Origin of the sequence: Thermoproteus uzoniensis 768-20, from assembly GCF_000193375.1 — an archaeon.
Lineage (GTDB): Archaea > Thermoproteota > Thermoprotei > Thermoproteales > Thermoproteaceae > Thermoproteus > Thermoproteus uzoniensis_A.
The window spans coordinates 575,924-591,797 of sequence record NC_015315.1 but is presented as its reverse complement, the minus strand read 5'-3'; the positions used below and the strand labels follow the sequence as shown (position 1 = coordinate 591,797).

Here is a 15,874-nt window from a genome sequence, read left to right as displayed (position 1 = left end):
GAGGGCTCAAGCCGCCTTTGTGTCCTCGGAAAAGGAGTACATGGATCTCCTGGAGCGGGCCTACAAGATCGTCACGCCCAAGGCCCAGAGAAGGGCCGAGATACCCAAACTCGAGATACAGAACCTCCCCCGCAGGACCGTGATAGCTAACTTGGGCCAGATAGCCAAGAGGCTCAACCGAGACCCCGCCCACATAGCCAAGTTCTTCCAGAAGGAGCTGGCCACGCCCGGCATGATAGACGGAGACTCGCTGATCCTCAGCGGCGAGAGGACCCCGAAGGTCGTGGAGGCAGTCTACGAGAGGTACCTCAAGTTCTACGTGATATGCCCCGTCTGCGGCTCCATAGACACCGTCCTCCAGAGGGAAGAGCGCATCTACATGCTGAGGTGCACCGCCTGCGGCGCCGTCACTCCCGTCAAGCCGCTCTAAGCCGGCGACTACATACTCAACGGCAAACGCCTAGTGGGAGAGCGCGTTAGGTTCGCGAGCGAGGCCCGCGTCCGCCCACATGTACAACAGAGAGCCGATGAGTCCGCCTAAGTACTTTTAAGTAAAGCGCGCCGGATGTTAACTGCGTCGACGAAAATTCGACGTGACGAGGGAGGAGAAAGACGATTTATGGCGCCCCGGCCCGCGTATAACACACCCCCGCCGATCAGGTAAATCAAGGAGATTAAAAACGCCGAGAAATGGCGCCCCGGCCGGGATTTGAACCCGGGTCACGGGCTCGACAGGCCCGCATACTAGTCCGGACTATACGACCGGTTGGAGTGGCCGCCGTCGCCGGCGGATCCACGGCTCCCCGACGTCCGGGGCATCGTTCGGAGAACTGGGCGATGTTTATAAGCTTTACGGCCGCCCCGCACCGACGGCCACCGTATAGGGGCTTGTCCGCCACAATACCGAACGTATAGGAACTGGATGCCCCGGCCGGGATTTGAACCCGGGTCTTGGGCTCCCTCCGGCGCGGCCTTCGGCGCCCCGAGAGGCCCATATCCTTGACCGGACTAGACGACCGGTTGGAGTGGCCGGCTTGCCACGGCTCCCCGACGTCCGGGGCGTCCCCCATACACTTCGCTATTTTTAAACTTTTTGCCGTCAATGGCCGCGCACGGTGGGAATCGGCAGTCCGGCATCCGAATTTGCGCTACCTAAGTTGTTGTGGTGAGGGTTGGCGGTGGGCTTGTCCATCAGGAGGACCTCCGGCTGGAACGCCAACGCCCTGGCTAGACAGAGCCTCTGTTGGTGCCTGGCCGAGAGGGCCGCCGGCGAGCCGAGCCTGTCCTTGACCTCCTCCCAGAGCTACGCCCGCTCTAAAGCCTAGCACACCGCAGATTCCGCTTGGATCTCGCCAGCCCGTTGAGCTTCACCCCCAAGGCCACGTTCTCGAATATCGAGAGGTTGGGGGATGGGTTAGGTATCTGGAACACCATCTGGACCCTCGTCCTGAGCTCCACCACGTCCATCTTATTGAATATGTCCCTGCCGTCGAGGTACACGCGGCCGACACCTTGGCTAGATTATTGAACACCCTCAGAAGGGTCGACTTTCCGGATCCCGACGGCCCCATCAAAGCTAAGATGGCCCTCGCTGGCTCCCATTATTGCGTAAATTGTTTTTGATCCACGCGCGGCAGACTGTGTACCTTTAAAGGCATCATCAATAGACATACATAAACTATATCGCAGGCTAAACCGCCACAGATGCGGCCGTCCTTCCTTACCATCTACGATGTATCGCCAGAGCGCCCTCACGATACTGCTTTAGCCAACTCAAGCATGGCCACCGCCGCGAAAAGCACGGCGAGCGCTGTGTGTATGCGTCTCTGCGGTACTCTGTGGGCGAGTCTGGCCGCCGGACAGCCGCCGAGAGGGGTCGAGGCCCCTACGACTATCGCGGCTACTATGTCCATGATATTAGGCCAACGCGCCGCTGGGCGCCGACAGCGCCGTAGCCGCCATGGCGATCCCCACTACCTTCTTTATCGGCGTCTCGCCCATCGAGCCCATCGCCACGGCGAACACGGCGCCTCTGCTGGCCACAAGGCCCGACATTGACTCCGACGGCCGCCCATGCAGGAAGGCGTCGTCAGCGCGACGCCGCTAGAGCCGGTTACCCCTATCAAGATCCCGACAGCCACGCCTACCGTCGCCTACGCGGCCGCGTCCGCGGCAACTTTTTTAGCAAGCTATTTGCATATCGACAGTGAGGAAGTGCGTCGTCGCCTCCGGCATACTTATAGAGGACGGAAAGGCGCTTGTTGTGTATCACGAGAGGCTGGGCGTCTGGCTCTACCCGGGCGGCCACGTCGAGCCCGACGAGACGCCGTCTGAGGCCGTGGTTCGGGAGTTCCAGGAGGAGACGGGGCTCGTGGTGGAGCCTGTGGGCCCTGTCCGCGGGATCTCCGGCGGCGACGTGGTCGAGGAGCCTCTGCCCTTCGCAATATTGAGGGAGACGGTCCGCTATCCGGACGAGACCCACATACACTACGACTTGGTTTTCCTGGTGAGGCGCGTTGGGGGGAGGCTGGACAACGGCGTGTGGGTATCCGAGGCTGAGCTGGACGGGCTACGGACGTACCCCAACGTCAGGCAGGTCCTCAGACGGGCCCTCTCGGCTCTGCGGTGATATGCTGGCCGACTTGATCCTCCAGACATTGATGGTGACGCCGTCGGGCGCCTTCTCGCCGGGTCCTCTAACGACGGCGGCTGTCGTCTCGGGCGCCCTGCGTCCTAGAGCGGCGGCGAGGTCGGGGCTTGCGGTGGCCGCGGGCCATATGGCGTTCGAGTTCCCCTACGTGCTGGCGCTCGGGCTGGTCGCCGGCGCGCTCGGCTCTTTCCAGAAGCCGCTCGCCGCAATCTCGCTGGCGTTCTCGCTCCTCTTCGCCTACTTGACGGCTAGCGACGGGCTTGCCTCCATAAGAGGCAACACGAGGCAGATGTCCGGCGGGCGGCTTTCCCTGCCGCCCTTCTTGACGGGCCTAGTCTTCACGGGAGCCAACCCGTATTTCCTGATGTGGTGGGCCACTGTCGGCCTTCCTCTAGTCGGCGAGGCCTTCGCGCTGGGACCTCTCGGCGTAGCCGCGATGTACGGCGCCCACGTCTGGATGGACTACTTCTGGCTTTCCCTAATGGCCTCGCTCGGCGGAGGCGCGTCCAGGTTGTTGAACAACAGGAGGTACGGCTATCTGCTCATAGCCCTATCGGCTTTACTGGCGCTTTTCGGGGTGAATATATTCCTCAAGGCGTTCGCGGGAGTCGACTTGCTCAATTTCTGAGGCGCTACAGCTTATAAGCCGGCCGGATCCATTCCTCCATGCGGGCCTGGCCAGCTGTAGCGGCCGTAGTAGTGGTCCTAGCCGCCGTGGCCTTCCTCTATTTTTACCTGTCCCAGGGCCGCGTAGACGTCTACGTGTCCGATCCGCCGGCGCCCAACCTCGCCATATACCTCACCTTCACGTCCGTGGCGCTCCATAGGGTCGGCAACAACTCGGGCTGGGTCGTGATCTTCAACGGTAGCAAGACCATAGCGCTGACGCACACGCCGCAGTTGCTCGTCTCCGCCTCGGCGCCAGCCGGCGAGTACAACGAGGTGTTCTTCACGGTATCCAGCGCCACGATCGAGATAGGGGGCGTCAACATCACCGCCCGCATCCCCAGCGGAGTATTCAAGGTGCACATAACGGGCGGGATGAGGCTCAGCGGGGGCTCCGCGGAGAAGTTGCTCATATCGTTCCCCCACGTGGCGTACGCCAACGGACAGATAATAATCAGCCCGTCCATCACGGCGCAGGTGATCTCTTGAGGGAGATAAGGCTTAAGCCTATAGGCTACGTCGAGGAGGGGCTCCCCCAAGAGGGGGCCAGCAGAAGGGACTTCATATCCACGGTTAGGGTATTCGACGAGTACGCCGACGGCTTGCTGGGCCTCGAGGAGTACAGCCACGTCTTCGTCATATGGTATATGGACAGAGTAGAACGCGTCGAGCTGAGGGTGAGGCCTAGGCGTCTCCCAGACGCGCCTGAGGTCGGCATATTCGCCACGAGGTTTCCGCCGAGGCCGAACCCCATAGGTCTGACCGTGGCGGAGATAGTGGCCGTGGAGCCGCCCCGGCTCCGCCTGCGCAATCTGGACGCCTGGACTGGGAGCCCCGTGCTCGACATAAAGCCGTACGACGTCCTCGACGCGATCACGAGCCCAAAGATGCCGGAGTGGCTGCGGCGTCTTCTTAATATAGACCGGTAATTTTCCGTGGTCTGCATATTCGTCAGCAGGGATACGTTCCCCGAGATACTCTACAAGAAACTGGCCGAGGTGGGGGAGGTCAGAGCGTACCCCTACGGCAAGCCGGCCTGGCTGACGGCGGGCATCCCGAAGGACGCCCTCAAGAGGGCCGCCGCCGAGTGCGACGCCATGGTGGTCTTCGTGGGGGATGTCGTGGATAGGGAGGTGCTGTCCAGCGCCAGGAACCTCAAGATAATCTCCACCGTCTCGGTGGGGTACGACCACATAGACGTCGCCGAGGCCAGGCGGAGGGGCATCGTGGTGACCAACACGCCAGAGGTGCTGGTCGACGCCACGGCCGACCTGGCAGTGGGCCTCTTGCTGGCCCTAGTCAGGAGGATAGTCGAGGGCGATAGGCTGATTAGAGAGGGCAAGGCGTACGATATTTGGGGCGCCCTTATAGGTTCTGATATACGGGGCAAGAGGGCGGGCATCGTGGGGCTCGGCAACTTGGGCACGGCCATAGCTAGGCGCCTTCTGGCGTTCGGCGCCGAGGTCGTCTACTGGTCCCGTACAAGGAAGCCCCAGGTGGAGTTCGCGTTGGGCATAAGGTATCTGCCGCTCGACGAGTTGCTGTCGACCAGCGATTTCGTGATCGTCTCGGTGGCGTTGACGCCTGAGACCCGGCACTTGATGAACTGGGAGAGGTTCTCTAAGATGAAGCGCGGCGCCTATTTCGTCAACGTCGCCAGAGGCCCCGTGGTGGACACTGAGGCTCTTCTGAGGGCTCTACGGGAGGGCATTCTGGCCGGCGCGGCGCTGGACGTATATGAAGTGGAGCCGCTCCCCCACACCCACGAGCTCGTGGGGATGCCCAACGTAGTCCTCACCCCCCATATAGGGAGCGCCGCTTTGGAGACTAGGATCAAGATGGCCGAAGTGGCCGCGGAGAACGTCGTGCGGTTCTTCAGAGGAGAAAGGCCCCTCTACGTGGTGGAGTGAGCGTCTGGTCCAACCCCTCGTTCTTTGAGGTGAGGTTCAAGTGCATAAAATGCGGGATATGTTGCGTGGGGACCGAGATGGAGCTGTTGCCGGAGGACGTAGAGCGTATCGAGGCCTTGGGATATCGGCTTGAGGACTTCGCCGTCGCCGACGGCGACACGTTGAGGCTAAAGAACGTGGACGGGCACTGCGTGTTCTACGACCCCACGACGGCAAGCTGCACCATCTACGAGCATAGGCCCATCGGCTGTAGGCTCTACCCGCTGGTATACGACGGGCGCGAGGTCTACGTGGACAAGACGTGCCCGACTTGGCACACGGTATCGCGCAGAGAGGTCGAGAGGCTCGCCCCCTACGTGGCTAAGTTCGTCGAGGACTCGAGGCGGACCAGGATAGTAATCAGGCTACGCAAGGGCCTTTAGCTCCTCGCCCCTTAGCAACGGCACGCCTAAGGATTTCGCCAGCTCCTCTACTTCCTCGTACGGCATAGCGTCTACGCTGGGGCCTAGAACCTCAATTATGGCGAGGGCTGGAGGCAGGCCGGCGGCCTTGGCGAGTATGGCCGACAGCTCCGTGTGGCCCCACCTCCTCCCTAACCTGGCCCCGAGCACCGGCACGTGGCCCGGCCCGTAGAACTCGTCCACGAACGTCTTCTTGGCTCTGTCGGGGTCGCTCAACGCCATCTCGACCACCCTCGCCAGCTCTCTTATGGTCAAAGCCTTGTCCGAGTCCCTGACGCCTGTCTTGGTCTTCTTGTGGTTGACGTAGCCCATGAACGCCGGCTCGTCGCCGTATTTGGGCAACACGGAGAGCCCCAGTCTGCGGTAGTACTCGGAGAGGAACTCGAGGCCGAGCGCCCTCCCTATCTCCTCAGTCGTCACGAAACATAGGAGCCCGCCTGCGTTCTGCCTCAGCCACCTGACGAGGCCGGGAGTCACCGCGTCGGCCCTCACCACGAAGTCGGCCTCGGCTTCTCTATAATCGCCGTCGTATATGAGCACGGGCCTGCCAGTCCTCAAGGCCTCTATCGCCTTCTCCAACATCATCGTCAACCGAAGTTCATCCATATATATGCCTTGTGTAAACTATTGTTTACACTCAACTCTATACCTCAACACAACCTCCTGCCCGCACTCGCATATCTCGGCCGATAGTAGCCTCAGCCTAAACGGCGCGGACTCCACGTCGTCGTACCCTGGCCCCTCCAGAAGCGACGTGCCGGCCCCAAATGCATATGGGGTCACCGTTATCACCAGCTCGTCGACCAGGCATTGGCTCAACATCTGCCAGTTGATGCGGCCGCCGCCCTCCACCAAGACGCTCCTTATGCCGGAGGCGTAGAGCCTCTCCAATGCCTCTCGGAGCGGCACGGCATCTCCCGGAAACTGGATCACCTCGACGCCGCGTTCTCTCAAGGCCGCCACCTTCTCGCGCGGGGCCTTCTCCGTAGTCAAGACTATCGTGGGCGCCGAGCTGTCGAAGACTCGGGCAGACTGCGGGACGCTCAACGACCCGTCGACTATTACCCGTACCGGGTTTCGGCCTTCGACGTACCTCACGGTCAGCCTCGGGTTGTCGATCTTGACAGTCCCCGCCCCCACCAGCACGGCGTCTACCTTGGCGCGGAGCGCGTGTAGCCTCTTCAAATCTACGGGGCAGGAAAGGCGGGAGTAGCCCGTCTTGCTGGCTATTCTGCCGTCTACGGTGACGGCCGCGGCGAGGTAGACGTAAGGCCTCATCTCAGCACTCTGACGCCCACCACGCCGTCTCTCCTCATAGAGTCGAGAGCCTCGGTGGCCTTGGCGAAGGCCGTATAGGGCCTTTCGGCGATGCCGATGCCCAGCCGCACGTCTATATATATCTGGTCGTAGAGGAGATAGCCCGTCTTCACGTCGGGGAGGAATATCATTATGTTGTCGCCTCCTAGATAGAAGGCCAGACAGCCCAGCCCCCTACAGATGGTGTTGGCCTTGTTTATTAGGTCGCCCACCACTACATATACGTCGTAGGACCCCATCCTCTCGGTCTGCCGCGTGCTGTTGACTATGTCCATATGGCCCACGACGGCCGAGCCCCCCGCCGTGTCCCCCTCTCCACAAGCCTCGTAGGCCTCCAGCGGAGTGCCGCCGCGCCCTATACAGTACTCGACAGGCACCGGCGACACCTCCTGCAACGACTTCACCTTATCCACCAACGCCTTTACGGGCACGTTGTTTGAGTATATCAGCAGGTAGTCGTACCGCATGTGGTGCGGGAGGGCGTCTATGGACGTGTATTCGGCCCAAGCCCTTTTGTGGAGCTCCGCCTGTATCTGCTGTATCACGTGCTCCCGCCTGAAGCCCAACGTCTCCGTCCACTCCCTATACCCTATCAACTTTAGTTGCATCACGCTATGCACGATAGACGGCCCGAATTGTGGATAAAAAAGCATTAGCCCGTTGGTAGGCCTTGTCAACTATTGTTTCCAGCAACGCCGATCCCCTCTCCGCGGAGATCTCGGCCGGATCTATACATCCGACGACGCCGCTCCGGGACATCCACGCCGTTCGTAAGTACCTCATCATATGCACGTCGCCCTCGCACACTCTCTCCCTAGGCGTGTCGATAAGCCTGCCGCCTATGGCTAGGTACACGCTCGCCTCGTCGGAGCCGGCGTGATCCCTCACGGCCGCCAAGCTCCACACGTTCAGCCAGAGTATTTTCGGCCCCAACTCGTAGTCTAGTTGCGAAGCCGCCAGGTTCCCCACGTCGGCGACGCCGCCGTGTCCCGCCACCACTACTACGTAGCCGCACCATCTAGCCGCAGTTCTCAAGACGCCGGTTATGTAGGATAGAAAGACGTCGCACTCGACGTATATGGTGGGAGGGAAGTCTTGGTGCTCTTTGCTACACGTATACCAGATAGGCTCCAACACCCGGGCGCCTAGCCTCTCTGCGAGTCTCCGGGCCACGTAGATGGCTATCTCCGTGTCGACCGTCGGCGGGAGGAACGGCCCGTGTTGTTCGTAGGATCCGACAGGCAACACACAGCCGGTCTGCCCGGCGTCGGCCGGCCCTCCTCGGGATCCGGCGGTTTCGGTCCGTTTGTCGGAAGGCTCTACGGCCATGCGTAAGGCTTAAAGCGCGTTTTATGTTATTTCCGCCGACAAGCCTTCGTAGAAAACCGGCGCCCGGCCCTGCCCTATATCGCAAACGGCCGATGTGGGCCTCAGTGCGCTACTTCTCCCGCGACTTTATGGCCTCTACAAGCTCCTCCAACGCCTGCGTCAATTCTCTGAGGCCTTCCACCTCTATCTTAATCTTAAGGTATCTGTCCTCGTCGTTTCCCTCTGCCGCGTCGTCGGCGGTCGCGTCGTCGCGGAGCAACTTCTCGATCTCCTCGTCCTCGTCTAGTTCCTTCTTTTTCCTCTTCAACATCATGTACTCTCGACTGGAATAAAACCAGCTGTTCTTTATATAGATGGCTAGGTCTATCCCGTGAGGGTGTACTACGACGACGTCTTCAAGGGGCACGAGACTGGGCCCGGACATCCCGAGAACCCCCGCCGCCTCGACTACGCCTTGGAAGGGATTAGGGATGCCGGCGCGCCTCTCGTCGCCCCGCGCGCCAGAGATGACGTCCTCCAACATCTAGAGGCGGCCCACGGTAGAGACTACATAAGGTATATCGAGGATCTATGTAGCTTGGGCAACCTCACGGAGCTAGACGGCGACACTTGGGTGTCCCCCGGCACGTGCAACGCCGCCTTTACGGCCGTGTCGGCAATACTCGACGCGTTGGATTCGAGGGAGCACGCCTACATATTGGCGAGGCCTCCCGGCCATCACGCCGGCAGGTCAGGGAGGGCCTTAACGGCTCCTACCCAGGGTTTCTGTATATTCAACACGGCGGCTGTCGGTGCCCTTTACGGAGAGGGCGCTGCGGTTGTTGACATAGACGTCCACCACGGCAACGGCACCCAGGAGATCCTCTACGATAGGGACGTGCTCTACATCTCGACCCACCAGGATCCGTTGACCCTGTACCCGGGCACCGGCTTTCCCGACGAGGTCGGGAGGGGAAGGGGCGAGGGCTTCAACGTAAACGTGCCCATGCCCCCTGGCCTGGGAGACGACGGCTTCAAGAAGATCTTCGACGAGGTCGTCATGCCTATATTGAGGCAGTACGGCCCCCGCGTCTTGATAGTGTCGTTGGGCTGGGATGCGCATAAGGAGGATCCGCTCGCCGATATGGGCTTCACCCTCAACGGGTATAGGTACGCCATTAGGTCCTTGCTCTCCCTAAACGTGCCTGCGGTGTTCCTCTTAGAGGGCGGCTACAACTACGCCGTGCTTAAGGAGGGGTCTAAAATGTTGGCGATGGAGCTGGCCGGCCTAGGCCGCGCCCCGCCCGAGGAGCCCAGCGCAAGCGACCACTCGGCGTGGGGGAGGTTGACGAAGATCTTGGCCGAGGTGAGGTCTATCCAGTCCAGGTACTGGAGGCTATAGGATCGCCGATATGCTCTTGGCGAGATCCTCCGAGACGTCTAAGCTGGAGTACTCGCAGGGTATGGTGTTGGTGCAGTAGAGCGCGTTTACGCAACCCTTGATCTTCTCCCTTGCGTTGCCCAACAACTGGCAGTGTGAGACCACTGCGTATACCGCGGACGCTCCCAACAACTTAGCGTTTTTACACGCGTCGACCAACGTGCCGCCTGTGGCCAGTATATCGTCGACCAGAACCACAGACTTCCCTTGGAGGCTCACGTCTCCTCTGGGCTTCATGTAGATCTCCCCCGTCTCTCTATCCCTGAACTTCTCGAAGTAGTTGTAAGGCACGCCCAACAGCTCGGCCAACGCCGCGGCCCTATGGAGGGATCCCGCGTCGGGACTTAGGACGACGTCCACGCTCCACCTCCTAACGGCCGCCGCGTATTTCTCCGCTGGATATACATTGACGACGCGTAGGCCCGCCACGTAGTCGCCGATGTAGGGCTTGTGGAGGTCGACGGCTATGAGGTGCGACACGGGGTACTGCCTCAAATGGCTTAGAAGGAACTTAACGCTTATGGGCTCCCCGTCGCGGAACCGTCTGTCTTGTCTCGCATATGGGAGATACGGCGCCACGAGCACCACCCTGTCGGCTCCGTAGTCGCTTAGGGCGTCGAGCGCCAGAAATAGCTTGACCAAGTTCTTGTTGACGTCGGGATAGAGCCGGGCCAACAGAATCGCCTCTCTAGCCGGCTCCACCCTCACCAGCACCTCGCCGTCGGGGAAATCTCTCTCCTCGACGAGCTTGGCGTCTAGGCCCAACGCCCCAGCGATCTGTCTGGCTAAATCCTCGGCGTTTTTGAAGTAGTAGAGCCGCATAGGGAGAATTGCAGAGGGTAAATATAACGCTACGGCCAGGATATCGCCGCCTTTAAATTCTCCGGAGCGCCGCCGGTCTTCACGGCGATCGCTATATACCTCTCAGAATTGTCCGAGTACGGCGACCCGTCGAAATCCCCATAAACCGCCTTGACGATCATGCCGACGCTGCGCAACATGAGGCCCAGCTCGCTCGGCGAGTACAGCCTAAGCTCCAGGGTCCTCGTCCCCACATACTCCCCGTTTTTGTAGAGGTATCTGGTCTCCCTTATCTTCCCAGTCAGCGGATTGTAAGCGGCCACTGATAAGACCTTGTACGGGCCGGCGGATATCCACATATTCCAGCTCTCCCCAAGCGCGGCGTACGCCTTGTCCACTTTCGCTCTGTTGGCCAGATCCACGGCGAGAGATCCGCCGGGCTTTATGGAGCCAGATAGCCACATCAATATCTCCAAGTCCTCCTCGTCCCCGAACATCCCCAGCGTGCTGTGCATTATATAGGCTCCGTCGAACGCACGGCGTCTGAAGGGAGGCATTCTCAAATCGGCGGCCACGACGTCGCCGTATTTCTTAGCCTCCGAGAGGTACCGTATATTTATATCGAGGCCCACCACCGAGTCCGGAGGCATATGCCGCATGTGCCTCCCGTGGCCGCACGCGGCGTCGAGGAAGCGCTTGCCCGGCTCTATGCCCAAAGCCTCGGCGAGGAAGCGCGCCTCCTTAGCGCTTATCTCAGGCCCCCTATAGTGCTCCATGAAGTCGCGATATATATCGTCGAAGAACTCGTCGACCCAACTCATACCCTCAAGAGCCTCCTCAACTCTTCCTCAGTCGCGGCGAACTTGAAGCCGGAGGCCTTCCTCAGCCTGTTCATTATGGCCAGCCCTATCCCCCTCTCCGGCACCGTGGGCGCGAGCGCCACGTCGACCTTTACCTTGTCGACGCGTCTGAGAGCGTCGTAGAGGTTTTTCGCTATCTCGTACAGATCAGACCCCACGTTGATCGCGGCGTCGGCATCCGCACACCTCCCGGCGAGACACAACACGGCTACTCTCAGGCCCAGCTCGCGGGCCGCCCTCACGGCAGAGGCCAGATCGAAGTCGACAAGGATCAGCGGGGTCTCGGGCGCATAGTGCCTATACTTCATGCCGGGCGCGAGCGCCACGTCCGCCTCGCCCAGCCCTCTGGCGAAGGGCGGGATCTCCACCTCGCCCAACAAGGATTTCAGCTCCTCCACGGTGAACGGGCCCGGTCTCAGAAGGACCGGGGGCTCCCTCGTCACGTCGACTATTGTGGACTCCACGCCGAAGAACGTCCTACCGGCGTCAAGGATAAGGTCGACGGAGTCGCCGAGGTCTTCGGCCACATGGGAGGCCTCGGTGGGGCTCGGCCTCCCGGCCTTGTTGGCGCTTGGGGCGGCTATAGGCGTGCCGGCCGCTTCTATCAGCTTTAGAGCGACGGGATGGGCAGGACAGCGCAACGCCACCGTCGGGCGGCCTGCCGTGACTACCGCCGGCAGATCGGCCTTTTTCTTGACCACGAAAGTTATTGGGCCCGGCCACGCCTTCTTGGCAACCTCGACGGCTTTCTCCGGCATATCGCCCAGCTCGAGGGCCATGTCCAGCGAGGATACGTGGACTATGAGGGGGTTGTCCGCCGGCCTTCCCTTGGCCTTAAATATCCTCGCCGAAGCTTCTGCGTTGAACGCATCGGCGCCGAGGCCGTACACGGTCTCTGTGGGGAAGGCCACGAGGCCCCCCGATCTTATAACGGCGGCGGCCTCGGCTATATCCTCGTCCCGCGGATTCAGCGGATCCACCCTCACTATTTTCACCACGGCGAAACAGATATTACGCCTAGTTAAAAGCCTTGCATGGAGGTGACGGTGATCGGCACGGGAAGGATGGGGGCCGCCTTCGTCAAAAGGGCGGCCCAATTAGGCCATAAGGTCTACGCCTGGAACAGGACGCGTAGAAGGCTAGAGGGGCTCCCCGCCACGCCTATATCGAGCCCGTCGGAGGCTCGGGGACTCGCCGCCGTGTTCGTCGCAGACGACGAGGCCCTCCTATCGTTGGTGAACGAGGTCGGAGGCGATGCAGTCGCGTTGATGGGCACATATTCTCTCGCGGGCGCCGACGCGGCACGTAAAGCTCTTGCCGCCAGAGGGATTAAGGCCATGGCGGCCCCCGTGGTTGGAGGGCCCGGAAACGTGGAGCGGGGCGACGCCATATACATAATAGGAGGCGACGCTGAGGTATACGGGAGGTATTCGAAGCTGTTCGCCGAGTTAGGCAAGGTCATGTACGTCGGCGAGTTCGAGAAGGCCGTCGTGCTTAAACTGGCCTACAACTCTCTACTAATAGGCACAGTTGCCGTTCTAGGCGAGGCCGCCTCGCTGGCCGCCGCCCACGGAATACCGCCGAGCCAGTTCAAGGAGTTGTTGCAACAGACCGTTTTCAAGGACATAGGCTCGGTGTATATAGACAGGATGTACTCCGACGAGCCCGGCACCTTCGCTCTAAAACATGCGGGCAAGGACGTGAGATACGCTACGGCGGCCGCCGCAGGCAGATCCAGCACTATAGTGCTCTCCGCGGTGAGATCTCTATACGAGATGCTCGAGGTGCTGGGGTACGGAGATGCTTATTATATAAAAGCTGGTATTTTAGAGTCTAGGAAATAGATTATTTATAAATAATTTAAATTTATATATTATCAAAATATTTTAATTACGCATATAACGTATTGCGTGCAGAATTCAGCTTAAATACTAGGATCTCTAGGACTCTATGCCGATAGACTACGGCTTAATTGCCATGTTCGTAACTGCTGTCGTGGTACTGGGCGTGATGGTGTATCTATTCGTGAGATCCAGCGAGCGTATAGATGCGGGGAGCGGGCCGCGGGAGGGCCGTATGGTCACTGTGGTGAAGTGCGGCGACGGTAGCGAGAAGACTAGGGAATATAGAGATGGCGACTACGTCGGTCTGAAGGCCGACGACTGTCCTGATGGAGTTATTGTGGGCATCTACAAGGAGGCTCCTCAACAGAGGTGATATGGCCTATAGACGCGCTGTGAGTATAGCGGAGGCCTTTAAATCCTCCGGCACGGTGACCGTGAGAGGGTGGGTATACAGGAAAAGGGAGTTGAAAGATAAGATCTTCATAGTGCTCAGAGATTCCACCGGCATACTCCAGCTAGTGTTCGCGCGGGGCACTGAGGCCTTCAACGTAGCGCAGAGGCTGAACTTGGAGTCGTCGCTGGTCGCCACGGGCTTAATCAAGGAGGAGCCTAGGGCGCCTGGCGGCAAGGAGCTACACGTCCAGTCGGTCGACTGGTACTACGAGGGCGCGCCCTACCCCATAAACGAGGACGCGGCGCAAGCCGACAGCGAGTACCTCCTAGACGTCAGACACCTCTGGCTGAGGAGCCGGAAAATGCAGGCCGTCTTGAAAATCCGCCACACGGTGTTCGGAGCCATACACGAGTACTTCAGGTCGCGGGGCTATTACGAGGTGCAGGGGCCCATGTTCATAACCGCCGCTGTCGAGGGCGGCGCTACCCTCTTCAAGGTGCCCTACTTCGACGACGTGGTGTATCTGACCCAGAGCTCGCAGTTCTATCTAGAGGCCTTTATATTCAGCCTGGAGAAGGTCTATACCATCGCGCCGAGCTTCAGAGCCGAGCCGTCGCGCACCAGGAGACATCTGACCGAGTTCTGGCATGCAGAGGCCGAGATGGCTTGGTACCACCTAGACGACCTAATGAAGGTCAACGAGGAGCTGATATCCCATATAGTCTCCAAGGTGCTGGAGGAGAGGCTCGATGAGCTGAAGTTGTTGGGCAGGAAGACGGAGCCTCTGGAGGCGGTCAAGCCTCCGTTCTATAGGGTGTCGTACGACGAGGCCGTGGATATACTAAAGGCCAAGGGCGTCGACATAAAGTGGGGGGACGACCTAGGCGCGGACGAAGAGCGTATACTGACTCTTCAATTCGACAAGCCCATACAGCTCTACGGATTTCCGGAGAAGGTCAAGGCCTTCTACCACAGAAACGATCCCCAGAGGCCCGAGGTCACTTTAAGCGTCGATGTGCTGGCCCCCGAGGGGTACGGCGAGATTATAGGCGGCGGCGAGAGGATATACGACGAGAAGGAGCTCGTGTCCAAGATAGAGCGTTTCGGGCTCAACCCCAAGGACTACCAGTGGTATATCGACCTCAGACGCTACGGCTCCGTCCCCCACTCGGGCTTCGGGCTGGGCGTCGATAGGGTCGTCATGTGGATAGCTGGGCTTGACCACATAAGGGACGCCGTGCCGTTTCCGAGAGATATAAGGAGGAAGTATCCTTAGGCTTGAGAGTCCTCATCACCGGCACTCCTGGGGTCGGGAAGACCACAGTCTGCAGAGCTGTAGCCCAGGAACTGCGCATTAAATGCGTCGAGGTTGCCGCAGTGCTCGCTGGCAAGCCGTTTACGTCTTGGGACCCGCACTCCTTGACCTATGATATAGTTGATGTGGAGGCCGCCCGCGAGGAGCTTGCGAAGGAGCTGACGGGCAACTACATACTGGATACGCACGTCTTGGATATCGTGGATGATGTAGACCGGGTCTTCGTCCTCAGGAAGAGGCCTGACGTGCTCTTCAAGGATCTTGCAGACAGGAGGTGGCCCCTCCACAAGATCCTAGACAACGTCTGGGCTGAACTCCTCGACTACATATACGTCGAGGCGAGGAGCAGATGGGGAGATGTATACCAGATAGACGTGACCAACAGATCCAGCCTACAGACGGCCGAGGCGGTCGTCGGCTGTCTCAGAAATGGCGCGTGCATCGACGAGGAGGTCGACTGGCTTGCCTATTCGCTGAAGAGCGGATTTCTGGAGCGTCTGGAGTCTATCTCCAATAGGGCTTCTTCGCGGCGGTCTTCTTCTCGACGAGGAATTTAACGGACCACCCCTGCTCCACGAACTTGCGGATCAAGCCCCTCAAGCTGTTCTTAGGCGATATTAGGAGGACGTACTCAACTCTGGCGTTGTTGAGGTAGAATCTGGCCACGTAGAACCTCCTGCCTCCGTCCTCCACCACGGCGTCGGAATGCGACATGGACGACAGCTCGGGCATAATGCGGAGCACCTCCTTCTCTATCTCGAGCATATCCCCAACGACGTCTCTGGGCTCCTCGTCGAGCTCTCTCAGCCCCACCACCTTCATCTCCAACATAACAACGCCGAAATCCTTGCCGACTCTCAGAAGAGCCACGGACCGCACGCCCATCGACTGTTAGATGCTTGGGACA

23 protein-coding genes, 2 tRNA genes and 1 pseudogene are annotated in these 15,874 nt (G+C 59.9%); 12 read left to right on the top strand and 14 right to left on the bottom strand.

The features are described 5' to 3' along the window. The first annotated feature begins 19 nt into the window (after positions 1 to 19). A complete protein-coding gene (locus TUZN_RS03295) occupies positions 20 to 430 on the top strand; it encodes a translation initiation factor IF-2 subunit beta (RefSeq protein WP_013679515.1) in 411 nt (136 codons plus the stop codon). Between the two features lie 261 nt (positions 431 to 691). On the opposite strand, the gene TUZN_RS03290 is transcribed toward TUZN_RS03295, so the two are convergent. From TUZN_RS03290 to TUZN_RS11210, 5 genes and pseudogenes are all read right to left on the bottom strand, one after another. Further along, positions 692 to 767 (bottom strand) — tRNA-Asp (locus tag TUZN_RS03290). Between the two features lie 156 nt (positions 768 to 923). Continuing rightward, positions 924 to 1,044: transfer RNA gene (locus TUZN_RS03285), tRNA-Glu, on the bottom strand. 127 nt (positions 1,045 to 1,171) lie between these two features. Next, positions 1,172 to 1,595: pseudogene (locus TUZN_RS11625) on the bottom strand (ATP-binding cassette domain-containing protein); the annotation flags it as partial. 156 nt (positions 1,596 to 1,751) lie between these two features. Continuing rightward, positions 1,752 to 1,913 carry a hypothetical protein gene (locus TUZN_RS11215; protein WP_013679512.1) on the bottom strand — a complete coding sequence of 54 codons (162 nt, stop codon included), beginning with the start codon at positions 1,911 to 1,913 and terminating at the stop codon, positions 1,752 to 1,754. Positions 1,914 to 1,917: 4 nt separating this feature from the next. Further along, complete coding sequence (locus TUZN_RS11210) at positions 1,918 to 2,055, bottom strand: hypothetical protein (protein ID WP_158305065.1); 138 nt, start codon at positions 2,053 to 2,055, stop codon at positions 1,918 to 1,920. Positions 2,056 to 2,206: 151 nt separating this feature from the next. Here TUZN_RS11210 and TUZN_RS03275 point away from each other — a divergent pair, with 151 nt between their 5' ends. The 6 genes from TUZN_RS03275 to TUZN_RS03250 are packed head-to-tail and all read left to right on the top strand — an operon-like array spanning position 2,207 to position 5,648. After that, on the top strand, positions 2,207 to 2,629 hold the full coding sequence (locus TUZN_RS03275; protein ID WP_013679511.1) for an NUDIX hydrolase: 423 nt from the start codon (positions 2,207 to 2,209) through the stop codon (positions 2,627 to 2,629). Between the two features lies 1 nt (position 2,630). After that, positions 2,631 to 3,278, top strand: coding sequence for a LysE family transporter (locus tag TUZN_RS03270; protein ID WP_013679510.1), 648 nt, complete (start codon positions 2,631 to 2,633; stop codon positions 3,276 to 3,278). A 38-nt stretch (positions 3,279 to 3,316) separates the two neighbouring features. Then, a complete protein-coding gene (locus TUZN_RS03265; RefSeq protein WP_052886048.1) occupies positions 3,317 to 3,805 on the top strand; it encodes a DUF4382 domain-containing protein in 489 nt (162 codons plus the stop codon). Then, positions 3,802 to 4,245, top strand: coding sequence for a tRNA (N6-threonylcarbamoyladenosine(37)-N6)-methyltransferase TrmO (gene tsaA, locus TUZN_RS03260; protein WP_013679508.1), 444 nt, complete (start codon positions 3,802 to 3,804; stop codon positions 4,243 to 4,245). The genes TUZN_RS03265 and tsaA overlap by 4 nt, the downstream gene beginning before the upstream one ends. Positions 4,246 to 4,251: 6 nt before the next feature. Continuing rightward, positions 4,252 to 5,226 (top strand): 2-hydroxyacid dehydrogenase, encoded by a 975-nt coding sequence (locus TUZN_RS03255; RefSeq protein ID WP_013679507.1) that lies wholly within the window; start codon positions 4,252 to 4,254, stop codon positions 5,224 to 5,226. Continuing rightward, positions 5,223 to 5,648, top strand: coding sequence for a YkgJ family cysteine cluster protein (locus TUZN_RS03250; RefSeq protein WP_013679506.1), 426 nt, complete (start codon positions 5,223 to 5,225; stop codon positions 5,646 to 5,648). Before TUZN_RS03255 ends, TUZN_RS03250 begins: the two co-directional genes overlap by 4 nt. Here TUZN_RS03250 and TUZN_RS03245 read toward each other — a convergent pair. The 5 genes from TUZN_RS03245 to TUZN_RS03225 all read right to left on the bottom strand — a co-directional run bounded on the left by TUZN_RS03245 (position 5,631) and on the right by TUZN_RS03225 (position 8,643). After that, positions 5,631 to 6,272: a 3,4-dihydroxy-2-butanone-4-phosphate synthase gene (locus TUZN_RS03245; protein WP_013679505.1), complete on the bottom strand. Its 642-nt coding sequence runs from the start codon at positions 6,270 to 6,272 to the stop codon at positions 5,631 to 5,633. The genes TUZN_RS03250 and TUZN_RS03245 overlap by 18 nt on opposite strands. A 39-nt stretch (positions 6,273 to 6,311) precedes the next feature. Continuing rightward, positions 6,312 to 6,965, bottom strand: coding sequence for a 2,5-diamino-6-(ribosylamino)-4(3H)-pyrimidinone 5'-phosphate reductase (locus TUZN_RS03240; RefSeq protein ID WP_013679504.1), 654 nt, complete (start codon positions 6,963 to 6,965; stop codon positions 6,312 to 6,314). After that, positions 6,962 to 7,624 (bottom strand): GTP cyclohydrolase IIa, encoded by a 663-nt coding sequence (locus TUZN_RS03235; RefSeq protein WP_237698266.1) that lies wholly within the window; start codon positions 7,622 to 7,624, stop codon positions 6,962 to 6,964. The genes TUZN_RS03240 and TUZN_RS03235 overlap by 4 nt, the downstream gene beginning before the upstream one ends. Then, positions 7,617 to 8,333 carry a creatininase family protein gene (locus TUZN_RS03230; RefSeq protein WP_148678572.1) on the bottom strand — a complete coding sequence of 239 codons (717 nt, stop codon included), beginning with the start codon at positions 8,331 to 8,333 and terminating at the stop codon, positions 7,617 to 7,619. Before TUZN_RS03230 ends, TUZN_RS03235 begins: the two co-directional genes overlap by 8 nt. 109 nt (positions 8,334 to 8,442) lie before the next feature. After that, positions 8,443 to 8,643: a hypothetical protein gene (locus tag TUZN_RS03225; RefSeq protein WP_237698265.1), complete on the bottom strand. Its 201-nt coding sequence runs from the start codon at positions 8,641 to 8,643 to the stop codon at positions 8,443 to 8,445. 60 nt (positions 8,644 to 8,703) lie between these two features. On the opposite strand from TUZN_RS03225, the gene TUZN_RS03220 reads away from it, so the two are divergent. Next, positions 8,704 to 9,714 carry a histone deacetylase family protein gene (locus tag TUZN_RS03220; RefSeq protein ID WP_013679500.1) on the top strand — a complete coding sequence of 337 codons (1,011 nt, stop codon included), beginning with the start codon at positions 8,704 to 8,706 and terminating at the stop codon, positions 9,712 to 9,714. Here TUZN_RS03220 and prs read toward each other — a convergent pair. From prs to TUZN_RS03205, 3 genes are read right to left on the bottom strand one after another with little or no spacing between them, the layout of a single operon-like run. Next, a complete protein-coding gene (prs, locus tag TUZN_RS03215; RefSeq protein ID WP_013679499.1) occupies positions 9,709 to 10,575 on the bottom strand; it encodes a ribose-phosphate diphosphokinase in 867 nt (288 codons plus the stop codon). The genes TUZN_RS03220 and prs overlap by 6 nt on opposite strands. A gap of 29 nt (positions 10,576 to 10,604) precedes the next feature. Then, on the bottom strand, positions 10,605 to 11,375 hold the full coding sequence (locus TUZN_RS03210) for a class I SAM-dependent methyltransferase (protein ID WP_013679498.1): 771 nt from the start codon (positions 11,373 to 11,375) through the stop codon (positions 10,605 to 10,607). Further along, positions 11,372 to 12,412: an L-threonylcarbamoyladenylate synthase gene (locus TUZN_RS03205; protein ID WP_013679497.1), complete on the bottom strand. Its 1,041-nt coding sequence runs from the start codon at positions 12,410 to 12,412 to the stop codon at positions 11,372 to 11,374. The genes TUZN_RS03210 and TUZN_RS03205 overlap by 4 nt, the downstream gene beginning before the upstream one ends. A gap of 36 nt (positions 12,413 to 12,448) precedes the next feature. Here TUZN_RS03205 and TUZN_RS03200 point away from each other — a divergent pair, with 36 nt between their 5' ends. The 4 genes from TUZN_RS03200 to TUZN_RS03185 all read left to right on the top strand — a co-directional run bounded on the left by TUZN_RS03200 (position 12,449) and on the right by TUZN_RS03185 (position 15,524). Continuing rightward, positions 12,449 to 13,258, top strand: a complete 810-nt coding sequence (locus TUZN_RS03200; RefSeq protein ID WP_013679496.1) for an NAD(P)-dependent oxidoreductase — start codon at positions 12,449 to 12,451, stop codon at positions 13,256 to 13,258. A gap of 106 nt (positions 13,259 to 13,364) precedes the next feature. After that, positions 13,365 to 13,631: a hypothetical protein gene (locus TUZN_RS03195; protein WP_013679495.1), complete on the top strand. Its 267-nt coding sequence runs from the start codon at positions 13,365 to 13,367 to the stop codon at positions 13,629 to 13,631. 1 nt (position 13,632) lies between these two features. Continuing rightward, positions 13,633 to 14,928 (top strand): asparagine--tRNA ligase, encoded by a 1,296-nt coding sequence (gene asnS / locus TUZN_RS03190; protein WP_013679494.1) that lies wholly within the window; start codon positions 13,633 to 13,635, stop codon positions 14,926 to 14,928. A gap of 2 nt (positions 14,929 to 14,930) precedes the next feature. Further along, a complete protein-coding gene (locus TUZN_RS03185; RefSeq protein WP_052886047.1) occupies positions 14,931 to 15,524 on the top strand; it encodes an adenylate kinase family protein in 594 nt (197 codons plus the stop codon). Here TUZN_RS03185 and TUZN_RS03180 read toward each other — a convergent pair. Next, on the bottom strand, positions 15,472 to 15,852 hold the full coding sequence (locus TUZN_RS03180; RefSeq protein ID WP_013679493.1) for a hypothetical protein: 381 nt from the start codon (positions 15,850 to 15,852) through the stop codon (positions 15,472 to 15,474). The two genes, TUZN_RS03185 and TUZN_RS03180, sit on opposite strands and share 53 nt — an antisense overlap. Positions 15,853 to 15,874: the final 22 nt, after the last annotated feature.